The organism is Parendozoicomonas verongulae (assembly GCF_009711465.1).
GTDB classification, from domain to species: Bacteria; Pseudomonadota; Gammaproteobacteria; order Pseudomonadales; family Endozoicomonadaceae; genus Sansalvadorimonas; species Sansalvadorimonas verongulae.
On record NZ_SMME01000542.1, the window covers coordinates 1 to 1,290 of the forward strand.

Here is a 1,290-nt window from a genome sequence, read left to right on the forward strand (position 1 = left end):
GTCCTGTCTAAAACCTCAACAGGCCCTAGAAACTAGTAGTTATGATAGAGAAAAATGTCAACTGGTTTTCATTTGATCCTATGTTGATGTTTGCTGGATACTTGCTTTTCATATAATCGGGATAGGGCGAAGCCTCACGACTCCGCTCCTCCCACACCACCGGCCATACGGATCACGTAGCACGGCGGTTCAAATCACTTTGTATTCATCTTGCCGCCAATTCTGGCAGCCCAAGGTTCTTAAAATATCTATTCGGTAGTGCATACCGTAAAGCAGGACTTCCGCTCAACCTCCATGGTCCATGAGCCGATTTTGCCGTGTTCCATGCCAGCCATCGATCTACACCCAGTCGCCTGAGCATACGGTAGCCTTTTCTGCCCCACTGTTTCCAGATATAACATCGCAATCGTCGTCGAATCCATTTATCCAGATCTTTCAGAGGACTCAGTATTTCGGCCATGTCGAAATACGCTTTCCAGCCAAGCAGGGATTTTCTCAGCTCTTCAATGATCCGGGTGATAGAATGGCCTCTTGTTCGACGGCTCAGCTGTTTGACGGTTGTCTTCAGTTTGGCCAGTGCTTTGTCACTGGCTTTTACTTTCAGTTCCCGTCGGCTAAACGTAAACCCAAGGAAGTTACGCTCCCATGGGCGACCAACAGCACTCTTGCGGGTACTCACTGTGAGTCGCAGTGATTCTCCAACAAAGTGTTGCAGGTGTTTCATCACGCGTTTACCCGCTCTTTCACTACCGACAAGCACCACAAAGTCATCGGCATACCGGGCAAACCTGAGGTTCCGCTTTTCCAGTTCCCAATCCAGATTGTTCAGGACTATATTCGAAAGGACAGGCGACAGAGGACCGCCTTGCGGGAGACCTTTCGTGCTGGCCTGTTTGATTCCATTTATGCAGACTCCGGCCTTAAGATAACGATTTATCAACTTCAGCAGCGTAGCGTCCTGCTGTTGTGTCTTGAGCTCTGCCATCAACAGGTCATGATTGACGGTGTCAAAGAAAGCCTCAAGATCACAGTCTACAACCCAGTCTCGTCCCCCCCGTATCACCTGCTGAACGTAACCTATAGCCTGATGGGCATTTCGGTTGGGACGAAAACCATAACTGTTGTTATGGAATTTGTGATCCCATTCTTCATGCATGATCTGTGCTATGGCCTGTTGGATCAGACGGTCGAGTACGGTGGGATGCCCAGCTTGCGTTTGCGTCCATCCGGTTTGGGGATTTCTACTCGCAGGACGGGCTTTATAGTGGACCCCAAAAACTGGACCACTGG

The 1,290-nt window shown here is 49.5% G+C and carries 1 protein-coding gene; it reads right to left on the reverse strand.

Features of this window, described 5'->3' with window-relative positions:
- Nucleotides 1-205 precede the first annotated feature (205 nt).
- Nucleotides 206-1,290 (reverse strand): group II intron reverse transcriptase/maturase (ltrA, locus tag E1189_RS01380; protein ID WP_230459954.1); only part of this gene is annotated, 1,085 nt, incomplete at its 5' end.